Source organism: Gemelliphila asaccharolytica (assembly GCF_001553005.1).
GTDB lineage: Bacteria > Bacillota > Bacilli > Staphylococcales > Gemellaceae > Gemelliphila > Gemelliphila asaccharolytica.
In genome coordinates, this window is sequence record NZ_KQ959874.1 from 31,200 (window position 1) to 44,950 (window position 13,751).

Below are 13,751 nucleotides of genomic sequence, written 5' to 3' on the forward strand. Positions count from 1 at the left end.
TTTTTTTTTTTTTACAAAATTAGTAATGAAAGAGGAAAAAATGCAAAAAAAGGAGATTAGAAAAATTATATAATTTAGTACTACAAAAAGGGATAAGAAAAAATAAATATTAAAACTCAAAAAATAAAAATAAGAATAAAAAAAGTTCCTAATACTAAATAATTTTAAGATACTTGTTGGATATATTTTATTATAAATAAATTTAATAAGAGTAAAATAAGCATTAATTTTTAAAAAATAATTGATTTAATCAGAAAAATAATGTAAAATACAAAAGGTAAACATCAAGTTTTATTTAACTAAACTTTCAAACAATAAGTTTATTTTTACTAAATATTTTAATTATAATGGGAGAAATAATGATATCAATAGGTAATAAAATAAGGAGAATTCGTATACAAAAGGGATTAACTCAGGAAGAATTAGGAGAAAGAACGGATCTTTCTAAGGGATATATTTCTCAGGTAGAAAGAGATTTATCTTCTCCATCAATGGAAACATTTTTTGCAATATTAGAAGTGTTAGGATGTAACCCTAAAGATTTTTTTGATGAAGATAAAGAAGAGCAAAAAATATTGTATAAGGAAGAAGATCAGACAACTTATGAAGAAGAAGATTTAGGATATAAATTAAAATGGTTAGTTGCAGAATCTAATGAAAAAGAAATGGAATCTGTTATACTGACGTTAAAAAAATATTCAAGTTATAAAACTTTTTTGCCGTCAGAGTCAGAAACTTTATGTTATGTAATAGAAGGCAAATGTAAATTGATATTTGGTAAAAAAGAGTACATAGCAAAAAAAGGAGAAAGTTTTTATTATGGAGCAACAAAAGAACATACTTTGACTAATTCTTTTGATAAAGAATGTGTTGTTTTATTAGTAGTAACAAATTCATATTTGTAGATATATTTTATTTTTATAGGAGAAAAAAATGATAAATATTGTTGAATTTAAAGATGTTTCTATGTCATTTGGAAGTCTTAAAGTTTTAAAAAATATTGATATTGAAATAGAAAAAGGAAAATTTTATACAATACTGGGTCCAAGTGGATGCGGTAAAAGTACTGTATTAAAGCTTATAGGAGGATTTTTAGAACCAAAATCGGGAGAAATTTTTATAAATTCTAAAAAAGTAAATGATATTCCTGCAAATCATAGACAGGTTAATACTGTTTTTCAAGATTATGCATTATTTCCTCATATGAATGTTTATGAAAATATTGCTTTTGGCTTAAGAATAAAAAATTATAAAGAAGATATAATAAGAAAAAAGGTAAAAAAAACGTTAAAATTAGTTAATCTTTCTGGTTTTGAAAAAAGAGAAATATCAGAAATGAGTGGTGGGCAAAAACAACGTGTGGCTATAGCAAGGGCTATTATAAACGAGCCAGAAATAATTTTATTGGATGAATCATTATCTGCATTAGATCTAAAATTAAGACAAGAAATGCAATATGAACTTAGAGAATTACAGCAACAAACAGGAATAACATTTATTTATGTTACTCATGATCAAGAAGAAGCGTTAGCAATGAGTGATTACATATTTGTTATGAATAATGGGAAAATAGAGCAAAGTGGGACACCACTTGATATATATGATGAGCCAATAAATAGATTTGTAGCAGATTTTATTGGAGAATCAAATATTGTTAATGCAATAATGCTTGACGATTATTTAGTTGAAATATATGGAAAAGAATATGAATGTGTGGATGCTGGAATGCCAAAAAACAAAAAAGTGGATGTAGTAATTCGCCCAGAGGATATAACAATAACGGACTTAAATAAAGGAAAGATAAAGGTTATTGTAGATAATCAATTATTTAGAGGAGTACATTATGAAATTTGTTGTCTAGATGATCAAAACAATGAATGGATTATTCATTCTACAAAACCCGCTGTAACAGGAGATAGAGTATCATTAGATTTTGATCCAGAGTCTATTCATATTATGTTACCAGGTGAAACAGAAGAAGAATTTGATGCACGTTTAGAATCATATGAAGGTGATGAGGAGGAAGAAAATGTTTAATAAAAAAACTAGGATAATCTTTTTATTACCTTATCTTCTTTGGATGATATTTTTTGTTATATTACCAATTGGTCTTATTTTTTACAATTCTTTTAAAAATGTTAATGGTGAATTCACATTAAACAATTATTATGAATTTTTTGGAAAAACTTATATATGGATGACTTTTTATAGTTTTTTTTATGCATTTTTAATAACTCTATTTTGTTTAATAATAAGTTATCCCTTGGCTTTTATTATAAGTAAAAGTAAACATAAAGAATTACTTTTATTACTTATAATTTTGCCTACATGGATAAATATTCTTTTAAAAACATATGCTTTTATAGGGCTTTTTTCGAAACATGGAGGAGTAAATCAATTTTTAGAGTTTATAGGAATAGGAAGTCAAGAATTACTTTTTAATTCTTTTTCTTTTGTTTTTGTAGCTAGCTATATATTTTTGCCATTTATGCTTCTTCCTATTTACAATTCAGTATCAAGTATAAATAAAAATTTAATAGAAGCATCATATGATTTAGGAGCAGATTTTAAAACTACTTTATTGAAGATAATATTCCCTCTTACAAAAGAAGGAATAAAAACAGGAGTTCAAGTAACTTTTATTCCATCATTATCTATATTTATGATAACAAGACTTATAGCTGGAAATAAAATTATAAATTTAGGAACGTCAATAGAAGAACATTTTTTAGTTACACAAAATATCGGTTTAGGTTCTACAATAGCAGTATTTTTAATTTTAATTATGGCTATAATAATGGTATTGACATCAAATAAAAAATCCATGGGGGTAAAATAATGAAAAAATTATATTCAAAGATATATTTAGCTATTATTTTTATTATTTTATATATTCCTATATTGTATCTATCTTATTTCTCATTTAGCTCAGGTAGAACTATGCTTTCTTTTGAAGAATTTTCACTTATTCATTATAAAGAATTGTTAGAAAATACTAGAATGATAGTAATTATAATAAATACAATTGTTGTTGCACTTTTATGTGGAGTTTTTTCATCAATTTTAGGAACTTTTGGAGCTATAAGTATATATTCATTAAAAAGGAAAAAATTAAAAAATAAATTTCTAGTAGCAAACAATATACTTATAGTAAGTCCTGATGTAATAATAGGATGTTCATTTTTACTTGTTTTTTCATTTATTGCAGAAAAATTAGGTATAGAATCATTTCAGGGATTTTTCTCAGTTCTTATTTCGCATATAGCTTTTAGTGTACCCATTGTAGTTCTAATGGTTTTACCTAAATTGTATGAAATGCCAATATCTATGATTGATGCAGCTGTTGATCTTGGTGCAAATTATTATAAGGTTATAACAAAAATAATAATACCTTATATAACACCAGGAATTTTATCAGGATTTTTCATGGGATTTACATACTCATTAGATGATTTTGCAGTTACTTTTTTTGTGACAGGAAATGGCTTTCAAACATTATCAGTTGAAATATATTCAATGGCAAGACAGGGAATTAATTTACAAATTAATGCAATTTCAACATTATTAACACTGTTTATTGTAATAGCAGTAATAATTTACTATGTAATAAACGTTACAAAATTAAAAAAAGGAGTAAATTAAATGAAAAAATTAGTGTACTCAGCTTTAGCTATTATATTATTTTCTATTTTATTACTAGAATCAAGACAGTTTATTGATGCGACAGAGCACGGTAGCAATAACACTCTTACCATATTTAATTGGGGAGAGTATATTGATCCAGAATTACTTGAAGAATTTACAAATCAAACAGGAATTAAAGTTATTTATGAAACATTTGATTCAAATGAAGCTTTACTTACAAAAATGAAATCAGGTCATGTTTCTTATGATATTGTCATTCCTTCAGACTATATGATAGAAAAAATGATAAATTTTGATCTGTTACAAAAAATAGATAAGACTAAAATTACAAATTATAGTAATTTAAATGAAGAATTATTAAATAAAAGTTTTGACGTAGATAACAAATATTCTATACCTTATTTTTGGGGAACATTAGGAATTGTTTATAATAAAGAATTAGTAGATAAAGACTTGAAATTTGAAAAATGGGATGATCTTTGGGATGAGAGATTAAAAAATGAAGTGATTTTAGTAGACGGTGCGAGGGAAATGCTTGGTATAGCACTTCAATCTGAAGGTTATTCTGTTAATGAAACTGATGAAATTAAATTAAGATTAGCAGAAAAAAAATTAGAACTTATGGGGTCCAATATAAAAGCAATTAATAATGATGAAAAAACTATGATTATGGTAAATTCGGATGCAAAGGTTGCTGTAACATTTTCAGGAAGTGCAGCTAAAATGATTGATGAAAATGATAAATTAGTATATTCAGTTCCTAAAGAGGGAAGTAATATTTGGTTTGACAATATGGCAATTCCCAAAAATGCAAAAAATGTAGAAGCTGCACATAAATTTATAAATTTTATGTTAGAACCAAAAAACGCTGCAAAAAATGCAAAATTCATAGGATATGCAACACCTGTAAAAAATGCTTATGATATTTTAGGGAAAGAAATAGTAACAGACGAACAGTTTTATCCCAATGAAGAAACGATGCACAATTTAGAAGTATATGATGCACAGTCACAAAAAATTGTTCAGTTACAAAACGATCTTTTTTTAGAATTTAAGATAAATATAGCCAGAGGATATTAAATTTAATAATATAATAAGAGAAAATTTTTATGATTATATTTTTTAATATCATATATATAAACTATACTATTACTATAAAATAAATAATAAAAACTAGACACTTGTTATAAAAATAAGTGTCTTTTATAATTTTTTTCAAAATAATTAAGTAATTATATTAAAAAAATAATAAAATTAACATTTATAAAAATATAATAATATTAAAATATATTGAAAAAAATATTAATAAATGATATATATATTAAAATATTTTTTAAAAAACAAAAAAGGAGGTAAATAATATGAGAAATATTTTTAAAAAATTAATAACAATATTAACGATTTTTGCTTTTATATCTACTACAGTAGTCTTTACAAGTGCTAATGCTATGGAATATAAGGTGAAAAATAATTTAAAAGCTGATGTAAAAGGTCTTAAGAGTAGACTAACTGGTACAGTTGATTTATCTAATGTTATATTTTAGGAACAGTTATATATTATTTTTCTAAATAGGTGGTAATATGAAAAAAATAATAAAAGAGATAGAAGATTTATTAAATAGCGAATTAACAAGCTATAAAATAGCAACAGGAAGTGGAGTAGCTAATAGTATGATACAAAATTATAGAAATGGAAAAAGGAAAGTAGAAAATATGACCTTAAAAACTGCATTGAAATTATATGAATATATACATAAAGAAGATGAGAGTTAATTACTCACTTTTTTATTGGTTAAAATTGGTTAAAAATAAAAAGGGGATTACTCCCCTTTAAGCTCTATTTCTCGTTTTGCTATTGTTTTTTTTATTTCTTCTAAATCTTCTTGTGTTGAATATTTTCTAATAAATGATTTACACGTTGATTTATAATTAGATATTTTAAATTTTATTCTTTTTTCAGGATTGTTTTCTAAATATCTTTTATTTGCTTCGTTTTGTGCTTGTTGGGTCTTATATGCTCGTCTTTTTTCCATGTTACCTACATAACATATTGATTATAGTTAAGATGATTGAAATTATATTAACTACTATTATTGCTTTTAGTAATTTGTCTGTTGTGTCATTGTCTTTTTTCATGTATAATATTGATGAGTAGGCAGGGCTTATTTAAAAGCTTGTATCAGATTTATTATTATTTTGATAAGTTCCATTATTTGTGTTATTAAACTTATTATCAAGGTTATTAGCACTATAAAATGGTTCTTATCTTTTTTTCTTTTACTCATCTTTTTCCTTTTTTCTTCTTTGAATTAATATTACATCATACTGTCGGCAGTATGTAAAGAGTTTTTTCATATTTTTTACAAAAAAAATAACTTTATTCTGGGATAAAGTTTTATATCTTTTTTAATACTTGTTAGATTAATTTGTTTTTTCTTTTTTTAAAATTTTTTTAATTGTTTTTAATTTTATGTAACGTTTATGCAACGTTATTTTTTATTTACTAGTTTTTTATGGCTTTTTTAAAAGTTAAAAACCTTGGTATATAAGCTTTTTAAAAGCTATGATCTTTATTTGAATTGTTGTTGGGTACTAACTATGGTATAATTTGTAAAAAAAGAAAATATAATTGATTTAAGGTTTGAAGGGAGAATAGATGAATCAAATAATATGCCCAAAATGTAAAAATAAATTTTCATTAGAAGAAAATCAATATGAAAAAATATTATCTAATATAAGGAATGAAGAATTTAAAAAAGAATTAGAGATAAGATTACAAGAGATAAAGAAAAGTTATAATAAAGATTTAGAATTAGAAAAACAAAAAATTAAACATAATTTTGATAAAAAAATAATTGAAAAAGATAATGAAATAAATATTTTATCGGAACAAGCAAAAAATTTTTCGAAAGATAAAGAATTAGATATATTAAATGTAAAAAAATATTTTGAAGAAGAAATATTAAAAAAGAATGGAGAATTATCTGATTTAAAAAATTTACTAAAAATAAAAAATGCTGAAAAGGAATTATCCGAAAAATCTTTAAAAGAAAAATTTTCTCTTACAATTAAACAAAAAGATGAAACTATAGCTTTTTACAAAGATTTTAAGTTAAAGCAATCAACAAAGATGATAGGAGAATCATTAGAAAAACATTGTGAAAATGAATTTAATAAAATCAGAATGACAGCCTTTCCTAATTCTGTTTTTGGAAAAGATAATGATATTAAAACAGGATCAAAAGGAGATTATATTTACAGAGAATATGATACTGATGGTGTAGAAATTGTTTCTATAATGTTTGAAATGAAAAATGAAAATGATGAAACTCAAAGCAAGAAAAAAAATGAACATTTTTTTAAAGAATTAAATAAGGATAGAATAGAAAAAAAATGTGAATATGCTATTTTAGTAAGTATGTTAGAAGGAGACAATGAATTCTATAATAATGGTATAGTAGATGTATCTTACCAATATGAAAAAATGTATGTGATACGTCCACAATTTTTTATACCTATAATAACCATATTGAGAAATGCAGCACTAAACTCATTAAAATATAAAAAAGAAGTTGAAATTATTAAAGAACAAAATATAGATATTACTAATTTTGAAAAAGATTTAAATTCATTTAAAACAGCATTTTTGAAAAATTATAATTCTGCTAGTAATAATTTTAAGAAAGCTATTGACGAAATTGATAAATCAATCAAAAAAATGGAAGAAGTTAAAAGATTTTTAACTACTAGTGAAAATCAGTTAAGGCTTGCAAATAATAAGCTAGAAGATGTTACAATAAAAAAATTAACAAAGAAAAATGAAACTATGAAAAAAAAATTTGAAGAATTAAAATAAGGAATTTAAAATTTATGATAAAAAATAATAATTTAACTAAAGGAATATTTTGTATTTTAATATCGGCTTTTGGATTTGCATTAATGTCATTTTTTGTAAAATTATCTGGAGATTTACCAGTTTTACAAAAAGCATTTTTTAGAAATTTAATTGCAGGTTCTATAGCACTTATTCCAGTAATAAAAACCAATAATTTAGTAAGATATCCTAGAGAAAAAAAAGATTGGATAATATTATTTTTCAGATCTATTTTTGGGACTATAGGTTTAATTTGTAATTTTTTTGCTGTAAGTCATATAAATTTAGCGGATGCTTCTATAATACAAAGATTATCTCCATTTGTTATAATAATATTGTCATATTTTATTTTTAAAGAAAAAGTAACAAAAAAACAAATTTTGTTTATTTTTTTGGCATTTTTTGGGGTAGTTTTGGTAATAAAACCCAATTTTGTAACATTTATGAGTATTGGAGCTTTAGCAGGTCTAGGAACGGCATTTTTTTCAGGAGTTGCATACACATGTGTTAGATATTTGGGAATGAGAAAAGTTTCTCCAGAATTTATTGTTTCTTTTTTTTCAATATTTTCTTGTGTTTCTGTTGCTCCCTTTGTAATTTATCATTATGTGCCCATGTCATTATACCAAGTATTAATACTGATATTAGTTGGGATAACAGGAGCAGTAGGACAGTTTGGAGTAACTTATGCATATAGATATGCAGCAGCTAGAAGTATATCTATTTTTGATTATAGTCAAATTATTTTTGCAGGAATTTTGGGATTTTTTATTTTTAATGAAATCCCAGATATCTATAGTTTAATAGGATATTTTTTAATAGTTTTATCAGGTTTTTTCATTAATTTTATAAGGAAGTAGGTTATAATGGAAATTAAAAAATATTTAAAAAAAATTATCTTACCTATACACTTTTCATTTAAAAAATTTATAGCTACTATTTTTGATGAAACAATAGGAATTATAAAAAAAATAGATTACAAGAAAAAATTTATAATTTTAATAGTTGTATTACTTTTTTTAATATTTTCTAAAAATTCTATATATGATGATGCAAAAACAGTTCAGTTGAACAGAGATAATATTAGTGGAGTTGACCAGCCTTTTCCATTTTTAAAAGATGAAAAAGAAATTTATAATGATTTAAAAAAATATTCTGTTAGTAGCATAAAAGCTAAATATATTTTTGATAATTATGATAAACTTTCAGCTATACACAGAAAAATGTTAGCAAATAATAAAGATACTACAGATTATATATATGGTTATTTAACTAATAAAAAAGTTGATTTTGAATTGGGAGAAACATATTTATTAAAAAGAAAATATCCATATTATGCTCAATGGGATAGAAGATGGGGATATGATAAAATTGGGGAAACAAATATTGCTATAGTAGGATGTGGTCCGACATCTTGTGCAATGTTAATATCAGGAGAATTAAATGATGATTCAATAACTCCAAATGTGGTGTCAAAAATAGAAGAAGAAGGTGGATATTTCTCTCAATATGGAACGAAATGGAATTTTTTCGAATACATTGCAAAATATTATAACCTTAATTGTAAAAAAATATCAGTTGATAAGGAAAATATAGATAAGGAATTAATTGAAAATCATCCTATAATTGCATCAGTTAAACCTGGTAAATTTACAACTATAGGGCATATAATATTAATAGTAGGAATTAATGATGATGGTGAATATTTATTAAATGACCCAAATTCATTATATAGAAGTATAAAAAAATGGAAATATAAAGAATTATCTACTGAAATAAATTCTCTTTGGGTAATTAGTAAAAAATAAAATACAATAGAATTATAAATTTTTACAAGATATTATTTATATGATATATTATTTTTTAGAAAGGAGAATATATGTTATATAAAATTTCAGATAATCTATATTATTCAAAACATAGATATATGTATTTAGAACCAAGTATAGGATATATAAAGGGAAAAAATTATTCTATAACTATAGATTCTGGAAACTGCGAGGAGCAGGTAGAAAAATTTTATAAAGATTTAAAAGATAATAATTTGTCAGCTCCTAGTTTCACAATATTAACTCATTATCATTGGGATCATAGTTTTGGAGCAAGTTATATGGATACCAAGTTAATAACATCTAAAGCAACAAGTAATCACTTAAAAAGTTTGAAGGAAAGAGATTTAAAATTAGATAATATACAGAATCTTGTAGATGAAGGTATAGATATACAATTTAATATAGATATGATGAAAAAAGTTTATCATAAATCTAAAAATGATATAAAAATAAAATTATCAGATATAGTAAAAGAATGTGATTTTAGTTTGAATTTAGGGGGCATTATTGTAGATTTTTATAATAATGATAATTCCCATTCTGATGATTCATTATTGATATATGTAAGAAAAGATAAAATATTATTTATAGGTGACAGTCATACAAAATGTTATATGACACAACCTATGTCCTTTAATAAAAAAAAACTTAGAGATTATATAGATTTTATATATAAAATTGATTTTAAATATGCTATTCCGGGACATGGAAATATATATAGTAAATCTGATTTGATAAATGAATTAGAGATTGAGTATAATAAAATATTGGAGGAATAATTATGGTTTTAAACGATACACTTATATTTTATTTAGATATTATCATTTTATTTTTAATGAGTATTTTTTCATGTCAACAGTTGTTTTATAGCAAATTTAATTGTTGTGGTATTTTTTCTATTTTATTATTATCTATATACATAGCAATTCATACCTATAAATCTGGAATTAATATTTTTATATTTATTGCTTTTATTTGTGCAATTATTTTGATAATATTAGAAATGTTTTTACCAGTAGGAATTATGGGAGTATTGGGAACAATTATACTTTTATATTCTTTAGTAAGTTTAAATGAAGAAGTGTCTAGAATTATTTTTATAATAACAATTTCTATTATTTTATTTGTAGCATGGTATCTATTTAATATTTATATTTTGAAAAATAAACCTTTATTTTTGTGTAGACTAATTTTAGAATATAATTTTACTACAGATAAAGGATATGTTGCTAAAGAATCAAATAAAAGTATTTTAAATAAAAAATTGTTATCGTTAACAGATTTAAGACCATCAGGTATTGCAATTTTAGAAAATCAAAAATATGATGTTGTAACAGAAGGAGAGTATATAGAAAAAAATAATTATGTAATTGTAACGAAGGTAGAAGGTATGAGAATAGTCGTTAGAAAAATTTAAGGAGGTTATATATGCCAGAATATGTATTTACAGGAATGTTAATAGTTGCAGTTATTATTATTCTATCCTTGTTTTTTACTTTTTTCCCATTGGGACTTTGGATAAGTGCGATTGCAGCAGGGGTGAAGATAAATATATTTACTTTAGTGGGAATGAGACTTAGAAGAGTTGTTCCAAGTAGAGTAGTAAATCCAATGATAAAAGCTCATAAAGCTGGCCTTAATGCTACTATTAATCAATTAGAAAGTCATTATTTAGCTGGTGGTAATGTAGATAGGGTTGTTAATGCATTAATAGCTGCACATAGAGCGAATATAATGAGTTTAACTTTTGAGCGTTGTGCAGCGATTGATTTAGCAGGTCGCGATGTTCTTCAAGCAGTTCAAATGAGCGTTAATCCTAAGGTTATTGAGACACCTTATATAGCAGGAGTAGCCATTAATGGAATAGAAGTTAAAGCTAAAGCACGTATAACAGTAAGAGCAAATATAGAAAGACTTGTTGGAGGAGCAGGAGAAGACACAGTAATAGCTAGAGTAGGAGAGGGAATAGTTTCTACAATTGGTTCTTCAAATTCTCACACAGTAGTTTTAGAAAATCCTGATAGAATATCAAAAACAATATTAGAAAAAGGATTGGATGCAGGGACTGCTTTTGAAATCCTATCTATTGACATATTAGATGTAGATATTGGAGAGAATATTGGGGCGAATCTTCAAACAGAACAAGCTATTGCTGATAAAAATATAGCACAAGCAAAAGCTGAACAAAGAAGGGCTATGGCAGTGGCACAAGAACAAGAGATGAAAGCACGTATACAAGAAATGAGAGCTAAGGTGGTAGAAGCTGAAGCTAAGTTACCATTAGCTATGGCACAAGCTTTTAGTGAAGGAAATTTAGGGATTATGGATTATATGAACTATAAAAACATTGAAGCTGATACAGGAATGAGAGATTCAATAAAAAGAATGTCAAGCCATTCAAGTGAGCAAGATAAAAAATAATTATTATGATAAATAAGGAGATTAATTATGGATATTTTAAAAGGTTTGCTTTTAGTTATGTTAATAATTTTATTTAATTTTTTAAAAAATAAAAGGGTAAAGAAAAGAAATGAAATAAATAAACAACCAGTATCCTATAAAAAAGATTCTTATTCAAATAAAATCAATAAAAATGTAGACCAATATCAGTTAGACCAATCAATAAAAAATAATAAAAAAAGAAAACAAACAAAAATTTTAAAAGATAGAGAGAATGAAATATTGGGTGAAAATTTTTTAACAGAAAAAAAATTATTACAAGGAATTATTTTCTCTGAAATATTATGTAAGCCAAAAAGTAATAGAAAATAATTGAATTATAGGAAAAGAGGTATTTTAATAAAATTATTAAAAATATTAAATTATTTAATTTTATTACATATGCTTCTTTTTTCTATTAGTATCATTAAATTTATGTAATTTTTTATATTCTTTTTCTTTTTCCATCGTAATTTTTATTTCTTTGAGATATAATACTTATAGAGATAGAAAATTCATAGTATGTTAGAAGAAAATAGAGTTTTAGATGAGTTGAAAAGATATTTATAAATAAAAAATGACATATTATATAGCTTTATAAAATAAAAAATATTTAGAAAAAAATTATATGTATATTATAAGGAGATATTATGAGAACTGTAGACTTAATAGATAAGAAAAAAAGGGGGGGAAATCTTTCAAAAAAAGAAATTGATTTTTTACTAGATGGATATATCCAAGGAAAAGTAGAAGATTATCAGATGAGTGCTTTTTTGATGGCTGTTTATTTTAATGGTATGAGTGATGAAGAATTATTAAATTTCACAATAAACATGAAAAATTCAGGAGAAATAATAAAATTAAAAAGTTCTAAAAAATTTTTAGTTGATAAGCATTCTACAGGAGGGGTAGGAGATAAAATAACAATAATATTATCTCCTATATTAGCATCATTAGGTATGGGAACTGCGAAATTATCTGGGAAAGGATTAGGACATACAGGAGGAACTATTGATAAATTCGAATCATTAAATAATTTTAAATTTTCACAAAATAACAAAGAATTACTTAATATATTAAATAGTACAGGCATAGGTCTTATGGGATATAGTGAAAAAGTAGTTCCATTAGATAAAAAAATATATTCATTAAGAGATGTAACTGCAACAGTTGATAGTATACCTTTAATAGCTAGTAGTATTATGAGTAAAAAATTAGCAGTAGAATCAGATATAATAGTGCTAGATGTAAAAGCTGGTGATGGTGCTTTTATGAAAAATATATCTCAGGCAGAAGAATTATCCAAAAGAATGGTTAATATTGGAAAGAATTATGGTAGAAAAACAATAGCAATAATTAGCGAAATGGACGAACCTTTAGGTTATAATATAGGTAATTCATTGGAAATTATAGAATCAATAGATTCATTAAATGGTAATTTTTCTGATGATATAAAAGAAGTAGTATATGAGATAATATACCAAATTTTATTATTTAGAAAAAAAGTAACTTCGTATAGCGAAGCGAAAGATATTATTGATAAATTGATAGAGAGTAAAAAACCATTAAAATTGTTACAAAAATTTTTGAATTTAAGTGGAGTAGAAGATAATGTAACAGAAAATGTAAATTTAATAAAAATAGCTGATAATAAATTAAAAATTATAAGCAACAAAGAGGGTTATATAAATAAAATATCAGCAAAAAAAATCGGAGAAGCTGCTATGATTATAGGAGCTGGAAGAAGTAAAAAAGATGATAAAATAGATTATTCTGTGGGTATTAAACTACATAAAAAAGTATTAGATTATGTGAAAAAGGGAGAAATATTAGCAGAAATATATTATAATGATAATGCTAAGTTAAGTGAATCTAAAATTTTAGTGGAAGAAGCTTTTTTGATAGAAGATTTTAAAAAAAATAGTATAAAAAAAACAATTATAAAAGTTATACAATAAGGA

The 13,751-nt window shown here is 24.1% G+C and carries 16 protein-coding genes; 15 read left to right on the plus strand and 1 reads right to left on the minus strand.

Annotation, left to right across the window (positions count from 1 at the left end; all coding sequences use genetic code 11):
* Nucleotides 1–362: 362 nt before the first annotated feature.
* The 7 genes from HMPREF1871_RS03105 (at nt 363) to HMPREF1871_RS03135 (ending at nt 5,418) form a co-directional block, all read left to right on the plus strand.
* Nucleotides 363–905: a helix-turn-helix domain-containing protein gene (locus tag HMPREF1871_RS03105; protein ID WP_198145756.1), complete on the plus strand. Its 543-nt coding sequence runs from the start codon at nt 363–365 to the stop codon at nt 903–905.
* A gap of 28 nt (nt 906–933) precedes the next feature.
* Nucleotides 934–2,037 carry an ABC transporter ATP-binding protein gene (locus HMPREF1871_RS03110; RefSeq protein ID WP_066129968.1) on the plus strand — a complete coding sequence of 368 codons (1,104 nt, stop codon included), beginning with the start codon at nt 934–936 and terminating at the stop codon, nt 2,035–2,037.
* The gene (locus tag HMPREF1871_RS03115) at nt 2,030–2,839 is read left to right on the plus strand and encodes an ABC transporter permease (RefSeq protein ID WP_066129970.1); all 810 of its coding nucleotides are present in this window, start codon (nt 2,030–2,032) and stop codon (nt 2,837–2,839) included. Before HMPREF1871_RS03110 ends, HMPREF1871_RS03115 begins: the two co-directional genes overlap by 8 nt.
* Nucleotides 2,839–3,642: an ABC transporter permease gene (locus HMPREF1871_RS03120; RefSeq protein WP_066129972.1), complete on the plus strand. Its 804-nt coding sequence runs from the start codon at nt 2,839–2,841 to the stop codon at nt 3,640–3,642. Before HMPREF1871_RS03115 ends, HMPREF1871_RS03120 begins: the two co-directional genes overlap by 1 nt.
* A complete protein-coding gene (locus HMPREF1871_RS03125) occupies nt 3,643–4,725 on the plus strand; it encodes an ABC transporter substrate-binding protein (RefSeq protein ID WP_066129973.1) in 1,083 nt (360 codons plus the stop codon).
* Between the two features lie 281 nt (nt 4,726–5,006).
* On the plus strand, nt 5,007–5,189 hold the full coding sequence (locus HMPREF1871_RS03130) for a hypothetical protein (protein ID WP_066129975.1): 183 nt from the start codon (nt 5,007–5,009) through the stop codon (nt 5,187–5,189).
* A gap of 37 nt (nt 5,190–5,226) precedes the next feature.
* Entirely contained in the window at nt 5,227–5,418 is a 192-nt protein-coding gene (locus HMPREF1871_RS03135; protein WP_066129977.1) for a hypothetical protein, read from the plus strand.
* A 47-nt stretch (nt 5,419–5,465) separates the two neighbouring features.
* Here HMPREF1871_RS03135 and HMPREF1871_RS03140 read toward each other — a convergent pair whose 3' ends face one another.
* A complete protein-coding gene (locus tag HMPREF1871_RS03140; RefSeq protein WP_066129979.1) occupies nt 5,466–5,678 on the minus strand; it encodes a hypothetical protein in 213 nt (70 codons plus the stop codon).
* Between the two features lie 623 nt (nt 5,679–6,301).
* Here HMPREF1871_RS03140 and HMPREF1871_RS03145 point away from each other — a divergent pair.
* The 8 genes from HMPREF1871_RS03145 (at nt 6,302) to HMPREF1871_RS03180 (ending at nt 13,748) form a co-directional block, all read left to right on the plus strand.
* Complete coding sequence (locus HMPREF1871_RS03145) at nt 6,302–7,501, plus strand: DUF2130 domain-containing protein (protein ID WP_066129981.1); 1,200 nt, start codon at nt 6,302–6,304, stop codon at nt 7,499–7,501.
* A gap of 14 nt (nt 7,502–7,515) precedes the next feature.
* Nucleotides 7,516–8,379 (plus strand): DMT family transporter, encoded by an 864-nt coding sequence (locus HMPREF1871_RS03150; RefSeq protein ID WP_157058048.1) that lies wholly within the window; start codon nt 7,516–7,518, stop codon nt 8,377–8,379.
* 6 nt (nt 8,380–8,385) lie between these two features.
* A complete protein-coding gene (locus tag HMPREF1871_RS03155; protein WP_066129982.1) occupies nt 8,386–9,327 on the plus strand; it encodes a C39 family peptidase in 942 nt (313 codons plus the stop codon).
* A 71-nt stretch (nt 9,328–9,398) separates the two neighbouring features.
* Complete coding sequence (locus HMPREF1871_RS03160) at nt 9,399–10,130, plus strand: MBL fold metallo-hydrolase (protein ID WP_066129983.1); 732 nt, start codon at nt 9,399–9,401, stop codon at nt 10,128–10,130.
* 2 nt (nt 10,131–10,132) lie between these two features.
* On the plus strand, nt 10,133–10,768 hold the full coding sequence (locus tag HMPREF1871_RS03165; protein WP_066129985.1) for an NfeD family protein: 636 nt from the start codon (nt 10,133–10,135) through the stop codon (nt 10,766–10,768).
* An 11-nt stretch (nt 10,769–10,779) separates the two neighbouring features.
* Entirely contained in the window at nt 10,780–11,772 is a 993-nt protein-coding gene (floA, locus tag HMPREF1871_RS03170) for a flotillin-like protein FloA (RefSeq protein WP_066129987.1), read from the plus strand.
* Between the two features lie 27 nt (nt 11,773–11,799).
* Nucleotides 11,800–12,123: a hypothetical protein gene (locus HMPREF1871_RS03175; protein WP_066129990.1), complete on the plus strand. Its 324-nt coding sequence runs from the start codon at nt 11,800–11,802 to the stop codon at nt 12,121–12,123.
* 317 nt (nt 12,124–12,440) lie between these two features.
* Entirely contained in the window at nt 12,441–13,748 is a 1,308-nt protein-coding gene (locus tag HMPREF1871_RS03180) for a thymidine phosphorylase (protein ID WP_066129992.1), read from the plus strand.
* The last annotated feature ends 3 nt before the right edge of the window (nt 13,749–13,751 follow it).

What these genes read in the sequence shown, in the direction of transcription:
- HMPREF1871_RS03110 (WP_066129968.1), top strand. Translation starts at nt 934, where the DNA reads ATGATAAATATTGTTGAATTTAAAGATGTTTCTATGTCATTTGGAAGT.
- HMPREF1871_RS03115 (WP_066129970.1), top strand. Translation starts at nt 2,030, where the DNA reads ATGTTTAATAAAAAAACTAGGATAATCTTTTTATTACCTTATCTTCTT.
- HMPREF1871_RS03120 (WP_066129972.1), top strand. Translation starts at nt 2,839, where the DNA reads ATGAAAAAATTATATTCAAAGATATATTTAGCTATTATTTTTATTATT.
- HMPREF1871_RS03125 (WP_066129973.1), top strand. Translation starts at nt 3,643, where the DNA reads ATGAAAAAATTAGTGTACTCAGCTTTAGCTATTATATTATTTTCTATT.
- HMPREF1871_RS03130 (WP_066129975.1), top strand. Translation starts at nt 5,007, where the DNA reads ATGAGAAATATTTTTAAAAAATTAATAACAATATTAACGATTTTTGCT.
- HMPREF1871_RS03135 (WP_066129977.1), top strand. Translation starts at nt 5,227, where the DNA reads ATGAAAAAAATAATAAAAGAGATAGAAGATTTATTAAATAGCGAATTA.
- HMPREF1871_RS03140 (WP_066129979.1), bottom strand. Translation starts at nt 5,678, where the DNA reads ATGGAAAAAAGACGAGCATATAAGACCCAACAAGCACAAAACGAAGCA.
- HMPREF1871_RS03145 (WP_066129981.1), top strand. Translation starts at nt 6,302, where the DNA reads ATGAATCAAATAATATGCCCAAAATGTAAAAATAAATTTTCATTAGAA.
- HMPREF1871_RS03150 (WP_157058048.1), top strand. Translation starts at nt 7,516, where the DNA reads ATGATAAAAAATAATAATTTAACTAAAGGAATATTTTGTATTTTAATA.
- HMPREF1871_RS03155 (WP_066129982.1), top strand. Translation starts at nt 8,386, where the DNA reads ATGGAAATTAAAAAATATTTAAAAAAAATTATCTTACCTATACACTTT.
- HMPREF1871_RS03160 (WP_066129983.1), top strand. Translation starts at nt 9,399, where the DNA reads ATGTTATATAAAATTTCAGATAATCTATATTATTCAAAACATAGATAT.
- HMPREF1871_RS03165 (WP_066129985.1), top strand. Translation starts at nt 10,133, where the DNA reads ATGGTTTTAAACGATACACTTATATTTTATTTAGATATTATCATTTTA.
- floA (WP_066129987.1), top strand. Translation starts at nt 10,780, where the DNA reads ATGCCAGAATATGTATTTACAGGAATGTTAATAGTTGCAGTTATTATT.
- HMPREF1871_RS03175 (WP_066129990.1), top strand. Translation starts at nt 11,800, where the DNA reads ATGGATATTTTAAAAGGTTTGCTTTTAGTTATGTTAATAATTTTATTT.
- HMPREF1871_RS03180 (WP_066129992.1), top strand. Translation starts at nt 12,441, where the DNA reads ATGAGAACTGTAGACTTAATAGATAAGAAAAAAAGGGGGGGAAATCTT.